This is a genomic window from Lysobacter firmicutimachus, from assembly GCF_037027445.1.
Classification (GTDB): Bacteria; Pseudomonadota; Gammaproteobacteria; order Xanthomonadales; family Xanthomonadaceae; genus Lysobacter; species Lysobacter firmicutimachus.
The window spans coordinates 2,483,305-2,504,659 of the sequence record NZ_JBANDL010000002.1 but is presented as its reverse complement, the minus strand read 5'-3'; the positions used below and the strand labels follow the sequence as shown (position 1 = coordinate 2,504,659).

The window sequence follows — 21,355 nt, the reverse complement described above, 5'->3', positions numbered from 1 at the left end:
GAAGCCCAAGACTGCCTCGCAATCCGAACCGTCAGCGAAGGACCCTGCGATGCCATCCGCCGCGAACCCCACCGTCACCGCCACGCCGGCCGGCACCCACGCCGCCGCCCCCACCGTCCGCCTGCGCTTCGGCGTAGCCGGCATGACCTGCGGCTCGTGCGTGGCGCGGATCGAAAAAGCCTTGCGCGCGATGCCCGGCGTCAGCGAGGCCAGCGTCAACTTGGCCACCGAAACCGCCGAGCTAGCCTCCGCCGGCCCCGTCTCAGCCGTTGAGATCGAACGCGCGGTGGCCGCGGCCGGCTATTCCGTGACCCGCGACGAAACCGAACTGGCGCTGCGCGGCATGACCTGCGGCTCCTGTGTGAGCCGGATCGAGAAAGCCCTGAACGCCGTACCCGGCGTGCTGTCCGCCGAGGTCAACCTGGCCACCGAGCGGGCCCGGGTGCGGCACTTCGGCGGGCTCGATCCTGCGACGCTGATCGCCGCGGTCGAGCGCGCCGGCTACGCCGCCGCCCTGACCGATGCCGATGCCGATGCGGCCGATGGCGACTCCGGCGCCGCGGCGGCGGGCAGCGGCGAGGCCGCGCCGCGCGCGCCGCTGAGCCGCGAGACCCGGCACCTTTGGCTGGCCGCGGCGCTGACCCTGCCGCTGGTGCTGCCGATGGCCGGCCTGCTGTTCGGCCAGCACTGGATGCTGCCGGGCTGGCTGCAGTTGGCCCTGGCGACGCCGGTGCAGTTCTGGCTCGGCGCGCGCTTCTACCGGGCCGGCTGGCATGCGCTGCGCGCCGGCAGCGGCAACATGGACCTGCTGGTCGCGCTCGGCACCAGCGCCGGCTACGGCCTCAGCCTCTACCACCTGTGGCGCGGCGACAGCCAGGCGCTGTACTTCGAGACCTCGGCGGTGATCGTCACCCTGATCCTGCTCGGCAAATGGCTGGAAGCGCGCGCCAAGCGCCAGACCACCGCGGCGATCCGCGCCCTGCAGGCATTGCGGCCGGCGCGGGCGCGGGTGTTGCGCGACGGGGTCGAACGCGAGCTGCCGATCGCGCAGTTGCAGGTCGGCGACCTGGTCGTGGTCCTGCCCGGCGAACGCATCGCTGCCGACGGCCGCATCCGCGAAGGCCGCAGCCATGTCGACGAATCGCTGATCACCGGCGAATCGCTGCCGGTACCGCGCCACGAAGACGAGCGAGTGACCGGCGGCGCGATCAACGGCGAAGGCCGCCTGATCGTCGAGACCCTGGCGGTCGGCGCGGAAACCGCACTGGCGCGGATCATCCGTCTGGTCGAGGACGCGCAATCCAAGAAGGCGCCGATCCAGCGCCTGGTCGACCGGGTCAGCGCGGTGTTCGTGCCGGTGGTGATCGCGCTGGCCCTGATCACGCTGCTGGCCTGGGGGCTGGGCACGGGCGACTGGAACCAGGCCATCCTCAATGCGGTGGCGGTGCTGGTGATCGCCTGCCCCTGCGCCCTGGGCCTGGCCACGCCGACTGCGATCATGGCCGGCACCGGCGTGGCCGCGCGCGCCGGCCTGCTGATCAAGGACGCCGAAGCGTTGGAGATCGCCCACCGCATCGACACCGTCGCCTTCGACAAGACCGGCACCCTGACCGAAGGCCGGCCGGTACTGGCCGAATGGATCGCCGTCGACGGCGACCGCGATGCGCTGCTGGCCCAGGCGGCGGCGTTGCAGCGCGGCAGCGAACACCCGCTGGCGCGCGCCACCCTGGATCGCGCCGGCGGTCTGCGCCTGCCCGAGGCGACGCAATTGCGCGCGGTGCCCGGACGCGGCCTGCGCGGCCGCATCGGCGGACGCGACCTGTTGCTCGGCAGCGGCCGCATGCTGGCCGAGGCCGGGGTCGCTGCCGACGCGCTGGCCGATGCCGCGCAACGCCTGGCCGACAACGGCCACAGCGTGTCCTGGCTGGCCGCCGACGACGCGCACGGCCGGCAGCTGCTCGGCGTGCTCGGCTTCCGCGATGCGCCGCGGCCGCAGGCGCGTGCGGCGATCCAGCGCCTGCATGCGCTGGGACTGCGCACGGCGATGATCTCCGGCGATCACCTCGGCGCGGCGCAGGCGATCGCGCGCGACCTGGGCATCCAGGAGGTGCGCGCCGAAGTCCTGCCGGAACAGAAGGCCGAAGCGGTCGCGCAGTTGCGCCGCGACGGCGCGGTGGCGATGGTTGGCGACGGCGTCAACGACGCCCCGGCGCTGGCCGCGGCCGACGTCGGCATCGCCATGGGCAGCGGCACCGACGTGGCCATGCAGGCGGCCGGCATCACCCTGATGCGCGCCGAACCCGGGCTGGTCGCCGATGCGATCGACATTTCCCGCCGCACCACGCGCAAGATCCGCCAGAATCTGTTCTGGGCCTTCGGCTACAACGTCGTCGGCATCGCCCTGGCCGCGTTCGGCTGGCTGGACCCGATCGTCGCCGCGGCGGCGATGGCGTTCTCCAGCGTGAGCGTGCTGGGCAATACCTTGTTGCTGCGCCGCTGGCGCCCGTCGACGCCGTCGAAGATCCAAACAGGAGCCGCCGCATGAGCCGCACCGCCCGCCCCGCGCCTCCGCCCGAATTGGCCCAGGCCAAGGCCGAAGGCCTGCACAACATCGGCGAAGCCGCCGCGCTCAGCGGCGTCAACGCCAAGATGATCCGCCACTACGAAAGCATCGGCCTGATTCCGCCCGCCGGCCGCAGCGTCGCCGGCTACCGCCTGTACAGCGACAGCGACCTGCACCGGCTGCGCTTCATCAAGCGTTCGCGCACGCTGGGGTTCTCGATGCGCCAGATCGAAACCTTGCTCGGCCTGTGGGACGACCGCGGCCGCGCGAGCGCCGAGGTCAAGCAACTGGCGCAGGCGCATGCGCGCGAGCTCGGCGAGAAGATCCGCGAAATGCAGGCCATGCAGCGCACTCTGGAAGCCCTGGCCGAGCGCTGCCATGGCGACGACCGGCCGGACTGTCCGATCCTCGACGACCTGGCGGCGGATTGCTGCGGCAAGGCCAAACCCTGAGGTTCCGCCAGGAGCGGCGTAAACCGCGCCCCACTGAAGCGGCGTACGCACACAGCGTCCGGCCGAAGACCGCAGGCGCACGGTGCCCAGCGTCTGTCCGGGCGCTGGATATCGCACGACGAACATCGCTTCGGTTGTCGCGGCTCGTGCCGCAGCTACCGGGCTCGGGCGGCCGCGAAACCAAAAGGACCGCACGCGGGAGGCGTCCGATCCTCAGGTGCCGCCCGCAGCACCGGCCGGCGGCGCGGTTTCAGGCGCGCCGCTCCAGCGCCGCCAAGGCCTGACGGGTTTCCTCCCCGTCGCGCCGCCCCATCGCTTCGGCGATGTCGGCCAGCCAACGGTTCGCCGGCGCTTCGCCGTCGCGGCTCAGGCGCCGCCGGTACTCCGGCACCAGCTTCGCCAGTTCCTCGCGCAACCGCTGCGCACGCTCGTCGTACTGGCGGATCAGCGCATGCTCGTCGGCATCGTCGATCGCGCCGGCTTCGCGCAGAGCGCGAACGCGCTGCAACCAGTCCTCGCGACGGCCGTCGATGTCCACGCTCGCGGCTCAGCGGAAACCGAGTTCGTAGGCGGCGCCGAACACGTTCTTGGCCACCTCGGGCAAGTCCGAATCCTGCGCTGCATCGTTGGCCAAGCCGAGGTACTGAGTTGCCGCATCGGCGACGAAATCGCCCAGCATGCCGCCGAGTTCGCGCCCGATCATGGTCCCGAGCGGTCCGGCGATCGAACCCAATCCTGCGCCCAACGCCTGGCCGATGCCGCTGGCGAAATCCCCGAACAAAGACATGGCGAGCTCCTTCCCGTGGGTGACGCCGCCCAGTCTCCCCGCGCAGCGACCCCGGTCAATCTGGGAATGACCCTAGGAAAATCATAAACAGGGCCAGGGGCGCCCATTGGGGAAGGAGCACCGCAAGCCGCGACCGCGGACCGGCATGCGACGCCCGGGCGCCGCGACAGCAGCAACGACAGCGCGGGCAACAGCGAATTCCCCTGCCCCTCTTTTCAAGGAAGGGGGAACGGCAAGAGCTCTTGCAGGAGCGGCGTAAGCCGCGACTGCCGAAGCGAGGCTTCGACAGCGCAGCATCCGAAGCCAGCCACGCTTCGGCAGCACTGTCCGATGGTCGCGCACTTCGGAGTGCTACGCTCGCGTGCGCCACTGCGCCGGGTCGCGGCGTGCGCCGCACCTACAGGCGCGGCAGCCGCGTCGCTTCAGAACGACCAAGTCAGCGCCAGCGCCACGCGTCCGTCGGCCAAGCGCGCATCGTCCAGCGCTTCGGACAACTCCGGGCCGTAGCTGGAGGTGTCGGTGTACTGCAGCTGCGCCTGCACCGGGCCGAACTCTCGGGTCACGGCGATCAGATAGTCCTGGTAGCTGTCGCCGGCTGCGTCTTCCAGGTCGTAATGGCCGACCTGCACCTTGAGCCCGAAACCGCTCTCGCCCAGCGGCCATTCGCCGCCGGCGTTCCAGTAATAGCCCTTGCCGCCGAGGCCGAAGATGTCCGGCGAATAGGCCAGGCCGACGTGGTAGTGCTCGGCGAAGCCCAGGGTCGCTTCGAGTTCGGTGTAGTCGTAGTCGTAGCCGCGGCGGGCGCCCGGATAGGCGGCGCGGGTCAGGACCACATCCAGGTCCAGCCCGGGACGCAGTTCTCCGGCCCAGCCGAGGTAGCCGTCGAGCTCGTAATCGATGCCGTCGTCTTCCTCGCCGGCCGCGGTGAAGTCGATGCTGGAAGTCCATAGGCCGGCATAGAACCCGCTGCGGTGCTCCAGATTGACCTCGGCCTGCAGCGCCGGGTCTTCCTGAGTCTGCGAAACGCCGCGCCAGACGTAGTCGCTGAGCGCGCCGACGCTGCCGTGGACCGCCCACGGCGCCTCGTCGGCCGCGGCCGCCTGGGCCGGTTCGGCCTCGACCGTCTGCGCCATCGCCGGTGCGCCTGCGGCCGCGGCCAAGGCCAGCCACCAGGGGGCAAGACGCGCAGCGGCGGTACGGGCGGTGGGGAAAGTCGGCATCGGCGGGCTCCGGCGGGCGGTGGGCAGGGGTGGGCGGGCTGCGACGATACCGCAAGCTGGCCGGATCGGTGCAGATCCGTGCCAGATGCCGGCCGGATTGGCGGCCGTTCGCCGCCCGATGGCGCCGATGCGTTGACACCGCCGGGGCGGGCTCCGAACATCGCGCCCAAACATTGCCGATCCGACTTGCCCACTTTGGAGATTGCCGTGACCCTGCGCCTCGCCCCGCTCGCCTGCGCCCTGCTGCTCGCCGCCTGCGGCGGGAGCAAGCAGCCCGACGCCGCCGCCACCGCGACCCCGGCCGGAGCCGAGGAGAAGGTCCTCAACGTCTACAACTGGTCGGACTACGTCGCCGACGACACGGTCAAGAACTTCGAGACCGCCAGCGGCCTCAAGGTCAATTACGACGTCTACGACGCCAACGAAACCCTGGAGAGCAAGCTCACCGCCGGCGCCTCCGGCTACGACGTGGTGTTCCCCTCGGCGCGCCCGTTCGCCCAGCGCCAGGTCAAGAGCGGCCTGTACGCGCCGCTGGACAAGAGCAAGCTGCCGAACTGGAAGCACCTGGACCCGCAGGTGCTGCAGAACCTGGCCTCGATCGACCCGGGCAACGCCCACCTGGTGCCGTACATGTGGGGCACCACCGGCCTGGGCCTGAACGTCGACAAGATCAAGCAGGCACTGGGCGAGAACGCGCCGCTGGACTCCTGGTCGCTGCTGTTCGATCCGGCCAACGCCGCCAAACTGGCCAAATGCGGCATCACCGTGCTCGACGACGATCAGGAAACTTTCGGCGCGGCGCTGATCTGGCTCGGCCGCGATCCCAATGCCGGCGCCGCCGACGAGCTCGACGCGGTGCGCAAGGTCTACGCCGCGATCCGCCCCTTCGTGCGCACCTTCAACAACGCCGAGTACAAGGACGCCTTCGCCAACGGCGACGCCTGCCTGGTGATGGGCTACTCCGGCGACATCGCCCAGGCCAGCACCACCGCCTTCGACGCCGCCAAGCAGGCCGGCAAGCCGGCGCCGAACCTGCGCTTCGTGATCCCCAAGGAAGGCGCGATCCGCTGGGTCGACGTGATCGCGATTCCCAAGGACAGCAAGCACCCCGGCAACGCCCACGCCTTCATCGACTATCTGCTCGACCCCAAGGTCGCCGCGGCGATCAGCAACCACGTCGCCTACGCCAGCGCCAATCAGGACGCCACCGCCCTGGTCGATCCCGCCGTGGCCCAGGACCCGGGCGTGTACCCGCCGGCCGAAGTGCGGGCCAAGCTGGTGGACCCGGCCAGCCTGCCCGAGGACGTGCAGCGCCAGCGCGTGCGCGCCTGGACCCGCATCAAGAGCGGGCAGTAAACCGGTGAGCGTCCCCGCCCGCAACGCCGCGCCCGAACCCTGGCGCGACCCGTCCGCGCAGCCGTTCGTGCGCATCGAAGGCGTGACCAAGACCTTCGGCAAGGTCTACGCCTGCGACGACATCTCGCTGGACGTCTATCGCGGCGAGTTTTTCGCCCTGCTCGGCGGTTCCGGTTCTGGCAAGAGCACCCTGCTGCGGGTGCTGGCCGGTTTCGAAAGCCCCGACCGCGGCCGGGTGCTGATCGACGGCGTCGACGTCACCGCGCTGCCGCCGTACCAGCGCCCGGTCAACATGATGTTCCAGAGCTATGCGCTGTTCCCGCACATGAGCGTGGCGCAGAACATCGCCTTCGGCCTCAAGCAGACCCTGCCCGGCGAAAGCCCGCTCGGCGCGGGCGAAATCCGCGACCGGGTCCAGGCCATGCTGGAGCTGGTGCGCATGCCGCAGCTGGGCCAGCGCAAGCCCGACCAGCTCTCCGGCGGCCAGCGCCAGCGCGTCGCCCTGGCCCGCGCCCTGGCCAAGCAGCCCAAGCTGCTGCTGCTCGACGAACCGCTGGGCGCGCTGGACAAGAAGCTGCGCGAGCACACTCAGTTCGAGCTGGTCAGCATCCAGGAACGGGTCGGCACCACCTTCATCATGGTCACCCACGACCAGGAAGAAGCCATGACCATGTCCTCGCGCATCGCGGTCATGGACGCCGGCCGGATCGTCCAGGTCTCGACCCCGGCGGTGCTGTACGAGTATCCCTCCACCCGCTTCGTCGCCGAATTCATCGGCGGCATCAACCTGCTCGAGGGCCGCGTGCTCGGCCACGACGCGGCCGGCGGCACCCTGCGCATCCAATGCGACGCCGTCGGCGGCGAACTGCTCGCGCGCCACCCCGACCCGTTGCCGGAAGGCACCGCGGTCGGCATCGCAGTGCGCCCGGAGAAGATCGACGTGCACGACACCCGCCCGGCCGGCTTCGACAATGCGGTGGTCGGCAAGGTGCGCGACATCGCCTATCTGGGCGACGTGTCGATCTACCACGTCCAGACCGATTCCGGCGCGGTGCTGCGGGTGCAGGAGACCCACGTCGCGCGCAGCTCGGAACCGCATTACGACTGGGACGACACGCTGTGGCTGTCGTGGGATGCGGCCAGCGCGGTGGTGCTGACCTCGTGAGCGCAGCGCGGGCGGATCGCAAACGGAAAATCGCCGAGGCCGGGTACGGCTCGGCGGCGGGGGACGCACGGTGAGCGGAATGGAGCAAAAGCGCGGCTCGGAAAGCTGGAGTTTCTGGGCCGATGTCGTAGATAACCTCTTCGGTTGGTTCCGCGCCGTCGGCGACGAATTCCGCACCCGCCGCGGCCGCTTCCTGGTGACCGCGCTGCCGATGCTGTGGCTGGCGCTGTTGTTCCTGGTGCCGTTCCTGATCGTGCTCAAGCTGAGCTTCGCCCAGGCCTTGTTCGGCCAGGTGCCGCCGTACACGCCGCTGGTGCAGACCGGCGAAGACGGCGCGGTCTCGCTGCAGTTGCACGCGTCCAACTACGCCGCGCTGATTTCCGATCCGCTGTACGTCGGCGCGTACCTGAAGTCGCTGCTGTTCGCCAGCGTCTCGACCCTGTGCTGCCTGCTGATCGGCTATCCGATCGCCTACGGCATCGCCCGCGCGCCCAAGGTCTGGCGGCTGCTGCTGTTGGTGCTGGTGATCCTGCCGTTCTGGACCAGTTCGCTGCTGCGCACCTACGCCATGATCGGCCTGCTGCGCGCCAACGGCATAGTCAGCCGGACGCTGTCGGAGCTGGGACTGATCGAGCCGGGCACGGCGGTGCTGCACACCGATCTCGCGGTCTACATCGGCATCACCTACAACTACCTGCCCTTCATGATCCTGCCCTTGGCGGCGACGCTGATCCGGCTCGACTTCACCCTGCTGGAAGCCGCGGCCGACCTGGGCGCCAAGCCCTGGCAGGCGTTCGTGCGGGTCACCCTGCCGCTGTCCTTCCCCGGCATGCTCGCCGGCACCCTGCTGGTGTTCATCCCCTCGGTCGGCGAGTTCGTGATCCCCGATGTGCTCGGCGGCCCCGACGCGCTGACCATCGGCCGCGTGCTGTGGACCGAGTTCTTCACCAACCGCGACTGGCCGCTGGCGGCGGCGATCGCGATCGCCATGCTGCTGCTGATCGTGCTGCCGACCTTGTTGTTCGAATACGTAGAGAATCGCCGCGCGGCGCGGGAGGACGCACCGTGAAGCGCACCCCCTTCGCCCTGTACACGATGATGGCGCTGGGCTACGCCTTCCTCTACCTGCCGATCGCGTCGGTGATCGTGTACTCGTTCAGCGGCTCCGATCGCGCCACCACCTGGGGCGGCTTCTCGCTGCGCTGGTACGGCGAGCTGCTGCGCAACGAGCAGATCCTGGAAGCGGTGCAGCGCAGCCTGACCATCGCCGCGATCTCGGCCACCGCCGCGGTCGCGCTCGGCACCGCCAGCGGCCTGGCCTTGTCGCGTTTCGGCCGTTTCCCCGGGCGCGGCGCACTGAGCCTGCTGAACTCGGCGCCGATGGTGATGCCGGACGTGATGCTGGGCCTGTCCTCGCTGCTGCTGTTCGTCGGCCTGCAGCAGGTGTTCGGCTGGCCCGAACGCGGCATGACCACGATCACCCTGGCCCACATCACCCTCACCGCCTGCTACGTCACCGTGGTGGTGCGCTCGCGCATGACCTCGCTCGACGCCAGCCTGGAGGAAGCGGCGATGGACCTGGGCGCCAAGCCGTGGCGGGTGTTCTTCGTCATCACCCTGCCCTTGATCGCGCCCGCGCTGCTGGCCGGCTGGCTGCTCGCCTTCACCCTGTCGCTGGACGACCTGGTGATCGCCAGCTTCACCTCCGGCCCGGGTTCGACCACCCTGCCGATGTTGGTGTATTCGAAGGTCAAGCTCGGGGTGACGCCGGAAATCAACGCCCTGACCACGATCATCGTCGCCCTGGTCGCGCTCGGCGTGAGCGTGGCCGGCGCGCTCATGTACCGGCGCGATCGTTTGCGCGAAGCCGCGCGCCGCTGAGCGCGGCCGCGGCAGGCCCGGGACGCGAAGCCCGGGACCGCGAGGCTCAAGGCGGCGAGGTCAAGACCTCGAGTTCGGCGCGCACCTCGGCGGCGAGCGCCGCCGGCACGCCCCAGTAATCGTAGATGCCGCCATCGCCGCGGTTGTGCCCGCAGGTCACGAACACGCCGGTGCCGAAGCGCTGCTTGAGCCGCGACGCCAGCCAGCCGACGAAGCCGCTGTTGTCGGCGCCGGCGGGAAAGTGGAACCGGAACAGCGCGAACAACTCCTCGCCGGGGTCGTCGCAAGGCACCAGTTGACTCCAGACCGCGTCGTCGCGCACCAGCGCCAGGGCATCGGCGCGCACTGCGGCCGGGAAGTCGCGCAACCCGAACTCGGCGAAGGCATAGGTGCCGGGATAGACCGCGAGCCGGGCGCGCCGGGTCACTTCGAGCAGGCGACGCGCGGTCGCCTGCGGACTTTCGTGCGAGATATCGACCATCGCCATTCCTCAAACGACGACGCCGGCACCGTGCCGGCGTCGCGGCGTGGACAGCGGCACGCCGTGCGGCGACCGGCCGAACGCCTGGTTCAGTTGGCCGCGCCCTGCGGCGCGTCCTCGTCCGCGGCCCGTTGCTGGGCCAGTTCCGACAGGCGCTCCAGATTGCGCATCGACACCAGGTGGGTGTGGATCAGGCGCATCGCGCCGCTGCGCACCAATTCGGCCAGGGTGGCGTCGTCGAGCTTGTGCAGGCGCTCTTCCGAAACCACGTAAACGCCGTTGATCTCGTGCGGGGGCTCGCCTTCGCGGCCGAAACGCACCACCTGCTGTTCGAGCAGGTCCAGCGCCTTGAGCCGCTCGGTGAAGGCGGCGGTGCGCTTGAGCTCATGATGGAACTCGGTCAGGAAGCCCAGCGCGCGGGTCAGGTTCGGGGTGTCCTCGCCGCTGTCCTCGAACAGCGCCTCGCCCTCCTCTTCCGACAGGCCGTCGTAGGCCATGTCCACGCACACGGTGAGGTTGCCGGTTTCGCGGTCTTCGGCCAGCACGAACGGGTACTGGCGCAGGAACGCCGGCACGTAGCCGCGACGCCAGCGGGCCTCGGCGTCGACGTACAGGTTCTGCTGCGGCTTCAAGCCGACCATGATCGCCGGCAGGTAGTCGCCGTTGTCGAGCCTGGCGAACACGATCGCGTATTCCGACGCCGCGGGCAGGAACTCGATCGCCGCCAGCGGCACCGAATTGAGGGTCGCGGCGAAGCGGGCGTTGTGCGACTGCGCGCTGATGCGCAGGCGCCGGTGGGTGTTGCGGTTCAACGGTACGACGCGGTCGTAGATCAGCATGGAATTCCCGGAATCGAGTGAATGCCCGCCGGCCCGGCGGGTGCGGCGAAGATGCGCCATCGACGCGATATTGACAACGGCGACGCCCGGGGGCGGCCATACGCCCCCGTCGGCGTGATGCCAATTTTCACATGCATGCGCGCCAGTCAAAACTGTCATCACATCGCCTCCCATATCGTGACTCCCGGCACACAAGTCGGACGTGCCGGGCAAGAGGGGAAAGGCATTGTTCAAAGTGTCGTTGCGAGAACACGCTCTGCTGAGCGTCCTGGTCGGCCTGCAACGTGGCGTGCAGCCGGAAACCAGCCATATGAAACACGCCCTGATCGAAGACGGGCTGGCCCTGAGCCAGGACGGGCGACTGTTGCTGTCCAACGCCGGCAATACCCTGCTGCAGGCGCTGCAGCACATGGTCTGGGCCGAGGTCGAATCGCTGCAGCAGGTGCTGGCCAACAAATCCGCGGCGCCCAGCGACGAGGTCCTGCGCATGTCGCGCCGGACCGTTCTGCCGCCGCCGGAATGAATGCGGCCGCGGCCGGTGGCGTCGATGCCGGCCCGCACCGTCCCGGGATCAGCCCGGATGCGTTCAGGCGCGCACGCTGGCCAGGCCGGCGACGGTCATCGCCAGCGAGCCGAACAAATGCAACGCGGCCGTGCCCAGCGCCCAGCCCACCTGCTGCCGTTCCAGCAACTGCACCACCTCGCCGGAAAAGGTCGAGAAAGTGGTCAGGCCGCCCAGCAGGCCGGTCACCACGAACAAGCGCCATTCCGGCGCCAACGCCGGGTGCTGGCCGAACCAGGCCAGGGCCAGGCCAATGCCGTAGCCGCCGACCAGGTTCGCCGCCAGGGTGCCCAGCGGCAACTGCGCATGCAGCGCATTGAGCCACAGGCTCAGGCCCCAACGTGCCCAGGCGCCGATCGCCGCCCCCAGGCCGATGGCCACGAACGAAGCCCACATGGATCGTCGCCTCCCGGTCGGCCGTGCCGACGTCAACGCGGCCTGGCCGCCCCTGCACAACGAACAGAATAAGCGCTAGGCGCCTGCGTCCGTTCCGCCCTCGTCCTGCTCCGGCGGCGCCTCGCCGCGCGCCTGCGCGCGCAACCGGCGCAGCCGCTCCAGCTTCTCGCCGAGCTTGATCTCCAGCCCGCGCGGCACCGGCCGGTAGTACACCCGCTCGCCCATCGCGTCCGGGAAACCGGTCTGGCCGAGGGCGATGCCGCCCTCGGCGTCGTGGTCGTACTGATAGCCCTGCGCATAGCCCAACTGCTTCATCAGCCGGGTCGGCGCATTGCGCAGGTGCAGCGGCACGTCCTGGGTGCCGTGCTCGGCGACGTCGCGCCGGGCCTGGTTGTAAGCGGCGTAGGCGGCGTTGGACTTGGCGGTGCTGGCCAGGTACAGCACCACCTGGGCCAGGGCCAGATCGCCTTCCGGGCTGCCCAAGCGGTCGTACGTGTCCCAGGCGTCGACCGCCATCTGCAGCGCGCGCGGATCGGCCAGGCCGATGTCTTCGACCGCCATCCGGGTCAGGCGCCGGGCCAGGTAGTGCGCATCGCAGCCGCCGTCGATCATGCGCGCGAACCAGTACAGCGCCGCATCGGGGTTGGAGCTGCGCACCGATTTGTGCAGCGCCGAGATCTGGTCGTAGAACTGCTCGCCGCCCTTGTCGAAGCGGCGGGTGCGGTCGGCCAACACCTGGGCCAGGGTCGCGGCGGTCACCGTGCCGCCCTCGTCCAGGGCCAGCTCGGCGGCGATCTCGAGCAGGGTCAGCGCGCGGCGCACGTCGCCGTCGGCGGCGGTGGCGATCTGCAGCAGCAGTTCGTCCTCGACCCGGATCGCCTGCGCGCCCAGGCCGCGCTCGGGATCGTCCAGGGCACGGCGCAAGGCCGCGCGCACGTCCTCCGGCGACACCGCCTCCATGACGTGCACGCGGCAGCGCGACAACAGCGCCGAATTGAGTTCGAAGGAAGGGTTCTCGGTGGTCGCGCCGACGAAGATGATCGTGCCGCGCTCGATGTGCGGCAGGAACGCATCCTGCTGGCTCTTGTTGAAGCGATGCACCTCGTCGACGAACAGTACCGTGCGCCGGCCTTCGGCGAACCGGTGCGCGGCCTCGGCCAGCACCTGGCGCACCTCGGGCAGGCCCGACAGCACCGCCGAGATCGCCCGGAACTCGGCATCGGCATAACGCGCCAGCAGCAGCGCCAAGGTGGTCTTGCCGCAGCCCGGCGGGCCCCACAGGATCATCGAGTGGACCCGGCCGGACTCGACCGCGCGGCGCAACGCCGAGCCCGGCGCCAGCAGCCGGCGCTGGCCGACCATCTCGTCCAGGCTTTGCGGACGCATGCGCTCGGCCAGCGGGCGCAGGCCGTCGCGGTCGACGCTGAGCAGGTCGCGTTGTTCCTCGGAGGAAGCGGGAGTGCGGCGGGCCACGGGCCAGGAAAGATCCGGTGTCGTATCGGCCGACACGATAGCAATTTAGCGCCGGCACCGGACCCACCTCGCGCGCAAGCGCTTGATCCGGCTCGATTTCGCAAACCGCCGTGCCCCGCCGGCCGCGCCGAGCGAGCGCGGTCACAAGCCCGCGACTCCGGCGTTGTCATCGGTACCGCCTTCCGCGCAACCGGCAGCTCGTCATGGCCTATTTTCAGACTTACCTCCCGCAGCTGCTGCGCTTCGAAGGCGGCTACGTCGACAACCCCTACGATCCGGGCGGCGCCACCAACATGGGCATCACCCTGAGCACCTTCGAGGCGCATTCCCAGACCTTGCTCGGCATCGCGCCGACCCTGACCAACCTGCGCGCGCTCACCGCCGCCGAGGCCGGCACCCTGTACAAGACCCTGTACTGGGACCCGCTGCACGGCGACGCGATCACGCTGCAATACCTGGCCGACATCGTGTTCGACTTCTACGTCAATGCCGGCTTCCATGCCGTGGTCCTGCTGCAGCAACTGCTGGGCCCGCCGGTGTGCGTCGACGGCCGCTTCGGGCCGGACACGCTGGCGGCCGTGCTCAAGGCCGACCAGCCCGAGCTGTATGCGCGTTATCGCGCGGGGCGGATCGCTTACTACCGCCAACTGGCCCAGGCCCATCCGGTGTTGCAGCGCTTTCTGGCCGGTTGGCTGGCGCGGGCGCACTGGTTCCCGGCGCAGGCGCCGGGCTGAGCGCGCCGGGCGCGCTCGGCGATGCTCGCGGAGTGTCGGACGACGGGCGATGCGGGCCGAAGCCCGCATCGCCACGCCCGTTCCGCCGCGCACTCCGGCTTAGCCGAACCGCGCGGTCACCACTGCCCCCACGCCGAGGCCGGGACATGCCGCTCGGCGTAGGCGATCACCGCCGCGACGCTGGCCAGGTGCCCCACCGCGACCAGCCGGCGCGCGGTGTGCCACTGGGTGTCGACGATCTGGGTCCCGAAGTCGTCGTCGCCCAGCGTCGTCATCAACCCCAGTTCGTACGGCGCGCCCTGGCGGCGGCTGGCGGTGAGCAGCGTCGGTTCGTGCGAATAGAACGCCATGCAGGTGCCCTGGCTGGGCTGCTCGACCAGGTCGGGGCGATCGCACAGCGCGATGGCATGGCCGCTGCGGTAGTGGTTGATGTTCCAGGGCCATTGCTTGAGATCGTGGCTGGAATCCACGTTCAAGCGCTGGAAATGCAGGCCGTCAACGCTGTAGTAGGCGTAACGCAGGAAATCGGCGTCGACGTAAGCGACCGGCAGTTCGGACAACGCCTTGAACAGATGGTCCGCACCCGGGTGATCCTTGCGGATCGACATGTCCACGATCATCGCTTCGCGCGGCATGGCGATGCCGTCGCCGAGGGTGACGCCGAAGGCCATGTCGTAGGGCGCTGGATTCGGCTTGCCGCCACTGCAGGTGCCGGACAGGCCCGGCTCGTCGTAGAGCAACGGGTCGATGCCGAGCAGGATGCCGCGACTGGCCGGCGTGCCGAGCTGGGCGCCGTTCCAGTCCGGGATCACGCCGGTCAGCAGCGAGGGCCGGCCGGTGCAATCGCCGCCCTGGGTCGGGTTGTACTCGTTGCCCTGGTGGCTGCGGGTGGTCATCTGGAAGCCGGCGCCGACGTTGTCGTTCGGCACCGCCTGGCGGCCGGCGATCCACAGGCCGGTGATCATCGGCGAGTGGCCGATGAAGGGAGGAACCTTTTCGTTGAGCCGGACGCGGATGACGCCGTTGTCCTTCTCGTAGAACTGGGCGGCTGCGACGGCCGGCAGCAACAAGGCGATCGACAGCGAGAGACGCTGGATGAGGCGCTTCATGCGGTGGTGCTCCTATGCGGACGCTGGCGTGGGGAGCGCGCGCCTGCGGCCAGCGTTGCGCCTGCGCCGGCTTCGCCCGTGCAGCGGGCGAAGCGCGGCGATCATGTCACGCCGATCGCGTCGTTCCGCCGCGCGGGTACCTGCGTCGGGAGGCTGCGCCGCAGCCAGTGCGCGCGCAGTCCGCAAACCGTGCGACCCACGCCCCACGGCGTTGCGACGCTGCCCGCAAAGCCCGTCCCACCGCGCAGCGCGGCCCGATCCTCGTCACGCTTCGCAACATCGGCTCGCGGCATCGGCGCTTCGCCGCCCCGAGCGAAGGCGGGGCCCGCGCCGGGCCGGCCAAGGTCGGTGCGTTGCCGGGCCGCGAGGCGGCGCCGACAATGCGCGCTGTCCATCGCCCGCCCTTCTCGCCAGCCCTTCGCCGATGTCCGCCACCCCTACGTCCGCCACCCCTACGTCCGCCGCGCCGCAGATCCGCCCCGCCCGTCCCGACGACCGCGCCGCAGTGCTGGCGTTGTTGGCGGAAACCTTCGCCGACACCTGGCGTCCGCAACTCACCGCGCAAGCGATCGCCGACTACCAACGCAAACGCGTGGCCGAACGCTACGTCGATGCGCAACTGCCGCAATTGCTGGTCGCCGAACTCGACGGCGCGGTAGCCGGCTTCGCCGGCCGCAGCGGCGACTTCGTCGACTCCCTGCACGTGAGCGCGCGCGCACGCCGCCGCGGCGTCGCGCGGGCGCTGATGCAGGCGTTGGAAACGGCGATGCGCGGCGAAGGCCGGCCCCGGGCGAGCCTGGAGACCGACACCTTCAACCGCGCCAGCCAGGCCTTGTACCTGGCCTTGGGGTATCGCGAGACCGCACGCTATCCCGACGAAGAATGGAACAGCGGGTTGACCACGATCCGCTACGAGAAAGCCCTGTAGGACGCCAGGAGGGCGCGCGCCGGAGCGAGACGCACGCGGCGAGGGCTCAGCCCTCGCCGATCACGTCCACGCCTTTGCCGGGCGCGTACTTGAAGGTGCTGGCCGGGAAGCTGGGATTGCGTTTCCAGCCGCTGAAACTGATCTCGGTCTTCTGGCCGAGCGCGTCGACGATTTCCATCTTGGCCAGGCTGCCGGCGTTGAAGCCGAGCTTGGCGCTGCGGAAGCTGGCTTCCTGCTGCTTGGGCTGCAGCGTCAGCCAATTCAGACCGCCAACGCTGCCGGCGTCCTTGACCACGAACATGGCGTCGAGCTTGCCCGGATCGATCAACGCCGCCAGCGGGCTGTTCTGCTCTTCCACGCCCTGCGGACGCACCGTGACCTGCTGCAGGTCGGGCTCGTACACCCATACCTTCTTGCCGTCGGCGACGATCAGCTGCGGATAGGGCTTGGCGTATTCCCAGCGGAACAGCCGCGGCGCCGACAAGGCCACCTGACCGGTCGAACTTTCCTTGAGCTTGCCGTTGGGGCCGTACACCTTCTGCGCGAACTGGCCGTCCAGCCCCTTGAGGCCGCGGGTGAAAGCGCCCAGGTCTTCGCGCCCGCCGGCCACGGCCGCGCCGGCGAACATCGCGGTGGACAGCAGGAGCGTGGACAGCGTGGCCGCGACGGTGTTGCGGCGGAAAAAAGCAGACACGGGCGGACTCCTGAAAACGGTATGGCGGCAGTGTGCGTGGCGATGTCTGAACGGGCTCGTGACGAGCAAAACGCGGTTCAGAACACATTTTGCCATGCCGTCGAGCCGGTAGAGTCTGTGACAGTCGTAGCATTCGCGCCGAACGGCCGGATCTCCCCCGGGTTCCGCGACGGGCCGCATCGCCCGTCCCGGTTCGTGTGCGTCGCGATCGAGACGACTGGCCGGCACGAAGCCGGTACCCGCCCCCCGTCCGTCGGGGCCAACCAACATCACAAGGAGTTTCCATGAGCAAGAAAGCCCTGTTGGCCGCCGTCCTCGTTTTCGCCGGCACCCTCGTCGCCGGCACCAGCGCCGCCAATGCGCCGCCGCTGGGTTCGGAGCAGTTCGAGGAGTACTACAACGCCAGCGGCCAGTTGGTCGGCTACGTCCACTGGAGCTGCGACGGCCGTCGCACGACCTGGGGCACCCTCAGCGGCGAACTGGAAGTCACCCGCCGCCGCTGCCAGTAATCGACTGATGCGCCCAGCCTAGGCGCCTGCGCCTGCCGTCCGCGGACGGCAGGCGCTTTGCTTTGGGGCGCTGGAACGGCTGCGACCGAAGGCTGGAACCGCAGGTCGAAGCCGACCGGCCGCCATCGAGCGGCTTGGAATCCAGCGGCGCGATCGCGAAACCGCCGCGGCCCTCGCCCGCTGCGCGCTTACTTCGGCGGCGGCGGCGCCAGCACGCTGCGATCGCCGTTGTGCTCCGGAGGCGACACCACCCCGGCCGCTTCCATCGCCTCGATCAGGCGGGCGGCGCGGTTGTAGCCGATCTTGAGCCGGCGCTGCACGCCGGAGATCGAAGCGCGGCGGGTCTCGGTGACGATGCGTACCGCCTCGTCGTACAGCGGGTCGGACTCGTCGCCGCCGCCGCTGCTGGTTTCCGGCAGGCCGGTCGCGCCGACCACCGTGCCGTCGCCCATGGTCTGCACTTCGTCGAGCACGCCCTCGATGTAGTCCGGGCCGCCGCCGAGCTGCTTGAGGTGCTCGACCACCCGATGCACTTCCTCGTCGGAGACGAAAGCGCCGTGCACGCGCTCGGGCATGGCCGTGCCGGGCGGCAAATAGAGCATGTCGCCGTGGCCGAGCAAGGTCTCGGCGCCGGACTGGTCGAGGATGGTGCGCGAGTCGATCTTGCTCGATACCTGGAAGGCGATGCGGGTCGGGATATTGGCCTTGATCAGGCCGGTGATGACGTCGACCGAGGGACGCTGGGTGGCCAGGATCAGATGAATGCCGGCGGCGCGCGCCTTCTGCGCCAGGCGCGCGATCAGCTCCTCAACCTTCTTGCCGACGATCATCATCATGTCGGCGAATTCGTCGATGAAGATGACGATGAACGGCAGCGTCTCCAACGGCCGCGGCGCCTCGCCGAGTTCGGCGTTGGGCTTGAACAGCGGGTCCATCAGCGGCTGGCCGGCGTCCTGCGCGTCCTTGACCTTCTTGTTGAAGCCGGCCAGGTTGCGCACGCCGACCGCCGACATGAGCTTGTAGCGGCGCTCCATCTCGGCCACGCACCAGCGCAGGCCGTTGGCGGCCTCCTTCATGTCGGTGACGACCGGCGCCAGCAGGTGCGGAATGCCCTCGTAGACCGAGAGTTCGAGCATCTTCGGGTCGATCATCAGCATCCGCAGGTCCTTCGCGGAGGCCTTGTACAGCAGGCTCAGCACCATCGCGTTGACCGCGACCGACTTGCCCGAGCCGGTGGTGCCGGCGACCAGCAGGTGCGGCATGCGCGCCAGATCGGCCACCGTCGGCCGGCCGGCGATGTCCTTGCCCAGGGCCAGGGTCAGCAGGCTGCCGGACTTGTCGTACTCCTTCGAACGCAGCAGTTCGGACAGGAAGATCATCTCGCGCGAAGTGTTCGGCGTTTCCAGGCCGATCACCGACTTGCCCGGGATCACGTCGACCACGCGCACCGACTTCACCGACAGGCCGCGGGCGATGTCCTTGTCCAGCGAGGAGATCTGGCTGACCTTGACCCCCGGCGCCGGCTGCACCTCGAAACGGGTGATGACCGGGCCCGGGTAGGCGCCGACCACCTGGGCGTCGATGCGGAAGTCCTTGAGCTTGAACTCGATCTGCCGCGACAGGGTTTCCAAGGTCTCTTCGCTGTAGCCCTTGGGCTGCGGCTTGGGATCGTCGAGCAGGGCCAGCGGCGGCACGCCGCTGCCGTCGCCGGTATGGAACAGCGGAATCTGGGTTTCGCGCTTGGCGCGCTCGCTCTTTTCCACCACCGGCGCCGGCGGCGGTTCGATCTTGACCTTCTCGCGCTTGGCGCGCAGCTCGGTGTCGACCTTGCGCGCTTCCTCGCGCTCTTCGCGCATGACCTGGGTCTGGCGCCATTCGGTGGCCTGCTGGCTGCCGCGGCGGAACAGTTTGCTCAAGGTCGGGCCGGCGGCCATCACCCACTGGCCGATCTTGTCCATGACCGCGAACCAGGAAATGCCGGTGGCCAGGGTCACCGAGATCAGCAACAGGGCGAGCAGGAACAGATTGCCGCCGACCGGACCGAAGCCGGAGTACAGCGAACGCCCGACCAACTGGCCGAGGATGCCGCCGCTGCCGGCGGAAAAATCTTCGGCCGGGCCGAAGCGCAGTTGCAGCAGGCCGGTGGCCGAAACCAGGAAACCGACGATGCCGATCAGGCGTAGCGCCGGGCCGAGGTCGGCCTCGCCGTCGCCGTCGGTGTCCATGCCGAACAGGGCGATCCAGGCGATCGCGCCGAGCATCACCGGCAACAGGAACGCGACGTAGCCGCACAGGTACAGCAGCACGTCGGCGATCCAGGCGCCGACCCGTCCGCCGAGGTTGTGCAGCGGCGCGGTGATCGAACCCGAATGCGACCAACCCGGGTCCTGCGGCGAGAACGTCAGCAGGCTGGCCAGCAGATACAGCAACAGCGGCGCGATCAGGATCAGCGCGATGTCGCGCATCAGGCGCTGCCGCTTCGGCGACGGCGCGCTCTTGACCTCTTCGGTTGGCTTGGCCTTCTTGCGAGCGGCTGTGGGTGCGGACGCCACCGTGATGTGCTGCCTTAGGTTGCTATCGTTAGTCTTTGAATATACAGGAAAGAGCTGAAAACGAGTGAACACGGGCCAGGCGCGAGTGGCAGCGACCCCGACCGCCCCGGCCCCGCCTGGGAACGGTACCACCTGAAGCGGGCCGCCGGGAGCGGATCCGACGGACCGAGACACCCTCCGCCGCCCCCTCCGGCGCTACCTGGAATCGGCCGGCCAAGCCCCCCCCCTAATCCCGCCCCCAATCCCGCCCATCAACGATAAAGGGGCGGCCACGTGACGGAGCCCCGCTCCGCCCGCACCGCCCCTCCGCTTCGGCATCACAGGAGTCGGGCCGGCTTCAACCCAATCCCGACGCCCGAATCCCCAATCCCGGCTCTCAGAGCAGCGCCGGATGGATCAGCTTGCCGCCCTCGACGTTGATGCCGCGCACCAGGGCCAGGTTGTTGCGCCACTCGTTGCCGGCCGCCAGCTTGTTGACCCACGGCAGGATCGCCGCGCAGATCGCTTGCGAGGAGGTCTGCGGCACCGCGCCGGGCATGTTGGTCACGCAGAAGTGGGTCACGCCCTCTTCGACGTAGGTCGGCTCCTTCCAGGTGGTCGGGCGCGAGGTCTCGAAGCAGCCGCCCTGGTCGATCGAAATGTCGACCACCACGCTGCCGTCTTCCATGCCCTTGAGCATTTCTCGGGTCAGCACGTGAGGCGCGCGCGCGCCGGTGACCAGCACCGCGCCGATCACCAGGTCGGCCGAAGCCACTTCGCGCGCGACCACGTCCACGTAGGGGTACAGCGCGGTGACGTTGTTGCCCAGGCGCATCATCTGGTCCATGCGGTCCTGGCGCATCTCGAACACAGTGACGTTGGAGCCGCCGGCCGCGGCCAGCGCCGCCGACGCGCCGCCGGCCTGGCCGGCGCCGAACACCACCACCTTGCCGCGCTCGGTCGACGGCAGGCCGCCGAGCAGCTTGCCCTTGCCGCCCATCGGCTGGTGCAGCAGGTGGGTACCGACCTGCACGCCGATCTTGCCGGCGATGATCGACATCGGCGCCAGCAGCGGCAGGTCGCCGTTGGGCAGCTCGACGGTCTCGAAGGCGACGCCGGTCAGGCCGATGTCCAGCAGCTGCTTCGTCAGCACCGGCTCGGCGGCCAGGTGCAGGTAGCAGAACAGCAGGTGGTCGCGGCGCAGATGCTGCAGGTCGCCGGCGATCGGCTCCTTGACCTTGACGATCAACTCGCCCTTTTCGTACAGCGCGGCGGCGTCCGGCGCGATCTTCACGCCCAGGCGCGTGTAGTCCTCGTCCTTGAAGCCGCTTTTGATGCCCGCGTCCTTTTCCAGCCAGACCTCGTGGCCACGCTTGACCAGGTCGCCCGCCGCGGCGGGAACGAGCGCCACGCGCCCTTCGAGAGTCTTGGTTTCCTTCGGTACGCCGATACGCATTGCAGTCTCCAGTGCGGCCCAGAAAAAACGCCGCATGCGCGGCGCCCCAAGCCCTGTTGTAGTTAGTTCGAGCGATGTGTGGTGGGTGGTGCGCTAAAACACGGTATTGCCGATCGCGGTGGCCGATCGCGAAAGCTCACGGGGAGCGGCCCGGGCAGTCCGGTGCGTCGATGCTGCGTCCGTGCGGCGTCTGGATACACCGGTTGCCGGCGGCGCGTT

21 protein-coding genes are annotated in these 21,355 nt (G+C 69.5%); 10 read left to right on the top strand and 11 right to left on the bottom strand.

Annotation, left to right across the window (positions count from 1 at the left end; all coding sequences use genetic code 11):
* Window positions 1-49: 49 nt before the first annotated feature.
* Window positions 50-2,545 (top strand): heavy metal translocating P-type ATPase, encoded by a 2,496-nt coding sequence (locus V2J18_RS11105; protein ID WP_336131801.1) that lies wholly within the window; start codon window positions 50-52, stop codon window positions 2,543-2,545.
* Complete coding sequence (cueR, locus tag V2J18_RS11100) at window positions 2,542-3,015, top strand: Cu(I)-responsive transcriptional regulator (protein WP_064749403.1); 474 nt, start codon at window positions 2,542-2,544, stop codon at window positions 3,013-3,015. The genes V2J18_RS11105 and cueR overlap by 4 nt, the downstream gene beginning before the upstream one ends.
* A gap of 250 nt (window positions 3,016-3,265) precedes the next feature.
* Here the strand turns inward: cueR and V2J18_RS11095 are convergent, their stop codons facing one another.
* From V2J18_RS11095 to V2J18_RS11085, 3 genes are all read right to left on the bottom strand, one after another.
* Window positions 3,266-3,553, bottom strand: a complete 288-nt coding sequence (locus V2J18_RS11095; protein ID WP_064749402.1) for a hypothetical protein — start codon at window positions 3,551-3,553, stop codon at window positions 3,266-3,268.
* A gap of 9 nt (window positions 3,554-3,562) precedes the next feature.
* Entirely contained in the window at window positions 3,563-3,802 is a 240-nt protein-coding gene (locus tag V2J18_RS11090; RefSeq protein WP_064749401.1) for a hypothetical protein, read from the bottom strand.
* 422 nt (window positions 3,803-4,224) lie between these two features.
* Window positions 4,225-5,022: a TorF family putative porin gene (locus V2J18_RS11085; protein WP_336131800.1), complete on the bottom strand. Its 798-nt coding sequence runs from the start codon at window positions 5,020-5,022 to the stop codon at window positions 4,225-4,227.
* Window positions 5,023-5,229: 207 nt separating this feature from the next.
* Between V2J18_RS11085 and V2J18_RS11080 the strand changes: the two genes are divergently transcribed.
* The 4 genes from V2J18_RS11080 to V2J18_RS11065 all read left to right on the top strand — a co-directional run bounded on the left by V2J18_RS11080 (window position 5,230) and on the right by V2J18_RS11065 (window position 9,424).
* On the top strand, window positions 5,230-6,378 hold the full coding sequence (locus V2J18_RS11080) for a polyamine ABC transporter substrate-binding protein (RefSeq protein ID WP_261370186.1): 1,149 nt from the start codon (window positions 5,230-5,232) through the stop codon (window positions 6,376-6,378).
* 4 nt (window positions 6,379-6,382) lie between these two features.
* Entirely contained in the window at window positions 6,383-7,543 is a 1,161-nt protein-coding gene (locus V2J18_RS11075; protein WP_336131799.1) for an ABC transporter ATP-binding protein, read from the top strand.
* A gap of 211 nt (window positions 7,544-7,754) precedes the next feature.
* Complete coding sequence (locus V2J18_RS11070; RefSeq protein WP_064749418.1) at window positions 7,755-8,612, top strand: ABC transporter permease subunit; 858 nt, start codon at window positions 7,755-7,757, stop codon at window positions 8,610-8,612.
* 26 nt (window positions 8,613-8,638) lie between these two features.
* Window positions 8,639-9,424: an ABC transporter permease subunit gene (locus V2J18_RS11065; RefSeq protein ID WP_079248304.1), complete on the top strand. Its 786-nt coding sequence runs from the start codon at window positions 8,639-8,641 to the stop codon at window positions 9,422-9,424.
* Between the two features lie 46 nt (window positions 9,425-9,470).
* Here V2J18_RS11065 and V2J18_RS11060 read toward each other — a convergent pair whose 3' ends face one another.
* Window positions 9,471-9,905 carry a DUF6196 family protein gene (locus tag V2J18_RS11060; RefSeq protein WP_336131798.1) on the bottom strand — a complete coding sequence of 145 codons (435 nt, stop codon included), beginning with the start codon at window positions 9,903-9,905 and terminating at the stop codon, window positions 9,471-9,473.
* A gap of 89 nt (window positions 9,906-9,994) precedes the next feature.
* A complete protein-coding gene (locus tag V2J18_RS11055) occupies window positions 9,995-10,744 on the bottom strand; it encodes a SapC family protein (RefSeq protein ID WP_064749397.1) in 750 nt (249 codons plus the stop codon).
* A gap of 235 nt (window positions 10,745-10,979) precedes the next feature.
* Here V2J18_RS11055 and V2J18_RS11050 point away from each other — a divergent pair, with 235 nt between their 5' ends.
* Entirely contained in the window at window positions 10,980-11,267 is a 288-nt protein-coding gene (locus V2J18_RS11050) for a hypothetical protein (protein WP_336131797.1), read from the top strand.
* Window positions 11,268-11,330: 63 nt separating this feature from the next.
* Here V2J18_RS11050 and crcB read toward each other — a convergent pair whose 3' ends face one another.
* Both crcB and V2J18_RS11040 read right to left on the bottom strand, forming a co-directional pair.
* Window positions 11,331-11,702, bottom strand: coding sequence for a fluoride efflux transporter CrcB (gene crcB / locus V2J18_RS11045; protein WP_336131796.1), 372 nt, complete (start codon window positions 11,700-11,702; stop codon window positions 11,331-11,333).
* A gap of 75 nt (window positions 11,703-11,777) precedes the next feature.
* Window positions 11,778-13,088: a replication-associated recombination protein A gene (locus V2J18_RS11040; protein WP_336133097.1), complete on the bottom strand. Its 1,311-nt coding sequence runs from the start codon at window positions 13,086-13,088 to the stop codon at window positions 11,778-11,780.
* Window positions 13,089-13,378: 290 nt separating this feature from the next.
* Here V2J18_RS11040 and V2J18_RS11035 point away from each other — a divergent pair, with 290 nt between their 5' ends.
* Window positions 13,379-13,909 (top strand): glycoside hydrolase family 108 protein, encoded by a 531-nt coding sequence (locus V2J18_RS11035; protein ID WP_336131795.1) that lies wholly within the window; start codon window positions 13,379-13,381, stop codon window positions 13,907-13,909.
* A 116-nt stretch (window positions 13,910-14,025) separates the two neighbouring features.
* Here the strand turns inward: V2J18_RS11035 and V2J18_RS11030 are convergent, their stop codons facing one another.
* Window positions 14,026-15,018 carry a hypothetical protein gene (locus V2J18_RS11030; RefSeq protein ID WP_064749392.1) on the bottom strand — a complete coding sequence of 331 codons (993 nt, stop codon included), beginning with the start codon at window positions 15,016-15,018 and terminating at the stop codon, window positions 14,026-14,028.
* A gap of 424 nt (window positions 15,019-15,442) precedes the next feature.
* On the opposite strand from V2J18_RS11030, the gene V2J18_RS11025 reads away from it, so the two are divergent.
* Window positions 15,443-15,946: a GNAT family N-acetyltransferase gene (locus V2J18_RS11025; protein ID WP_336131794.1), complete on the top strand. Its 504-nt coding sequence runs from the start codon at window positions 15,443-15,445 to the stop codon at window positions 15,944-15,946.
* Window positions 15,947-15,992: 46 nt separating this feature from the next.
* On the opposite strand, the gene lolA is transcribed toward V2J18_RS11025, so the two are convergent.
* Window positions 15,993-16,640, bottom strand: coding sequence for an outer membrane lipoprotein periplasmic chaperone LolA (lolA, locus tag V2J18_RS11020; protein WP_075575244.1), 648 nt, complete (start codon window positions 16,638-16,640; stop codon window positions 15,993-15,995).
* Between the two features lie 284 nt (window positions 16,641-16,924).
* On the opposite strand from lolA, the gene V2J18_RS11015 reads away from it, so the two are divergent.
* Window positions 16,925-17,149 carry a DUF6289 family protein gene (locus V2J18_RS11015; protein WP_064749390.1) on the top strand — a complete coding sequence of 75 codons (225 nt, stop codon included), beginning with the start codon at window positions 16,925-16,927 and terminating at the stop codon, window positions 17,147-17,149.
* Between the two features lie 188 nt (window positions 17,150-17,337).
* Here the strand turns inward: V2J18_RS11015 and V2J18_RS11010 are convergent, their stop codons facing one another.
* Window positions 17,338-19,701, bottom strand: a complete 2,364-nt coding sequence (locus tag V2J18_RS11010) for a DNA translocase FtsK (protein WP_064749389.1) — start codon at window positions 19,699-19,701, stop codon at window positions 17,338-17,340.
* A 376-nt stretch (window positions 19,702-20,077) separates the two neighbouring features.
* On the bottom strand, window positions 20,078-21,136 hold the full coding sequence (locus V2J18_RS11005; RefSeq protein WP_336131793.1) for an alanine dehydrogenase: 1,059 nt from the start codon (window positions 21,134-21,136) through the stop codon (window positions 20,078-20,080).
* Window positions 21,137-21,355: the final 219 nt, after the last annotated feature.

Excerpts from the sequence above, each read along its gene's own strand:
- V2J18_RS11060 (WP_336131798.1), bottom strand. The coding sequence starts at position 9,905 with ATGGTCGATATCTCGCACGAAAGTCCGCAGGCGACCGCGCGTCGCCTG.
- V2J18_RS11005 (WP_336131793.1), bottom strand. The coding sequence starts at position 21,136 with ATGCGTATCGGCGTACCGAAGGAAACCAAGACTCTCGAAGGGCGCGTG.
- V2J18_RS11040 (WP_336133097.1), bottom strand. The coding sequence starts at position 13,088 with ATGCGTCCGCAAAGCCTGGACGAGATGGTCGGCCAGCGCCGGCTGCTG.
- crcB (WP_336131796.1), bottom strand. The coding sequence starts at position 11,702 with ATGTGGGCTTCGTTCGTGGCCATCGGCCTGGGGGCGGCGATCGGCGCC.
- V2J18_RS11025 (WP_336131794.1), top strand. The coding sequence starts at position 15,443 with ATGTCCGCCACCCCTACGTCCGCCACCCCTACGTCCGCCGCGCCGCAG.
- V2J18_RS11105 (WP_336131801.1), top strand. The coding sequence starts at position 50 with ATGCCATCCGCCGCGAACCCCACCGTCACCGCCACGCCGGCCGGCACC.
- V2J18_RS11030 (WP_064749392.1), bottom strand. The coding sequence starts at position 15,018 with ATGAAGCGCCTCATCCAGCGTCTCTCGCTGTCGATCGCCTTGTTGCTG.
- V2J18_RS11090 (WP_064749401.1), bottom strand. The coding sequence starts at position 3,802 with ATGTCTTTGTTCGGGGATTTCGCCAGCGGCATCGGCCAGGCGTTGGGC.
- cueR (WP_064749403.1), top strand. The coding sequence starts at position 2,542 with ATGAGCCGCACCGCCCGCCCCGCGCCTCCGCCCGAATTGGCCCAGGCC.
- V2J18_RS11015 (WP_064749390.1), top strand. The coding sequence starts at position 16,925 with ATGAGCAAGAAAGCCCTGTTGGCCGCCGTCCTCGTTTTCGCCGGCACC.
- V2J18_RS11070 (WP_064749418.1), top strand. The coding sequence starts at position 7,755 with ATGCTGTGGCTGGCGCTGTTGTTCCTGGTGCCGTTCCTGATCGTGCTC.
- V2J18_RS11065 (WP_079248304.1), top strand. The coding sequence starts at position 8,639 with ATGATGGCGCTGGGCTACGCCTTCCTCTACCTGCCGATCGCGTCGGTG.
- V2J18_RS11085 (WP_336131800.1), bottom strand. The coding sequence starts at position 5,022 with ATGCCGACTTTCCCCACCGCCCGTACCGCCGCTGCGCGTCTTGCCCCC.
- V2J18_RS11055 (WP_064749397.1), bottom strand. The coding sequence starts at position 10,744 with ATGCTGATCTACGACCGCGTCGTACCGTTGAACCGCAACACCCACCGG.
- V2J18_RS11035 (WP_336131795.1), top strand. The coding sequence starts at position 13,379 with ATGGCCTATTTTCAGACTTACCTCCCGCAGCTGCTGCGCTTCGAAGGC.